Genomic DNA, 478 nt, shown 5'->3' on the forward strand with positions numbered 1-478 from the left:
CGCCTCACATGAGCGAGAAGTCGCGCTCGAAGCGCATCAGGTGCTGGCCGCCGTCCACCAGCAGCGTGGTGCCGGTGATCGAGCGGTTCTCCAGCGCGAAGCGCACGGCCCCGGCCACGTCCTCGGGCGTGGAGGAGCGGCCCAGCGGGCTTTGGCGGTGCAACTCGCGGAACTTCTCGTCGGACAGCATGTGGCTCGTGAGCGTGAGGCCGGGCGCCACGCCCACCACGCGCACGCGCGGCGCCAGGGCCTGGGCGAGCAGGGTGGTGGCCGATTCGAGCGCGGCCTTGGAGAGCGTGTAGCTCAGGAAATCGGGGTTCGGGTTCCAGAGCTTCTGGTCGAGCAGGTTCACGACCACGCCCTGCGGAGGGCGGGCTTGTGCGCCGCCGCGCGTGGCCAGGTGCGCATGCAGCGCCTGCGCCAGCAGGATCGGCGCGGCGGTGTTGCTGCGCAGGTGCTTCTCGAGGGCCGTGAATCC

General features: G+C 71.1%; 1 protein-coding gene. It reads right to left on the bottom strand.

All coding sequences use genetic code 11. The annotated features are described in order from the left end of the window. Positions 1-4 precede the first annotated feature (4 nt). On the bottom strand, positions 5-478 hold a 474-nt coding region (locus tag GVK91_RS27185), incomplete at its 5' end, for an SDR family oxidoreductase (RefSeq protein ID WP_159732759.1).

Source organism: Sphingobacterium sp. 18053 (genome assembly GCF_902706145.1).
Lineage (GTDB): Bacteria > Bacteroidota > Bacteroidia > Sphingobacteriales > Sphingobacteriaceae > Sphingobacterium > Sphingobacterium paramultivorum.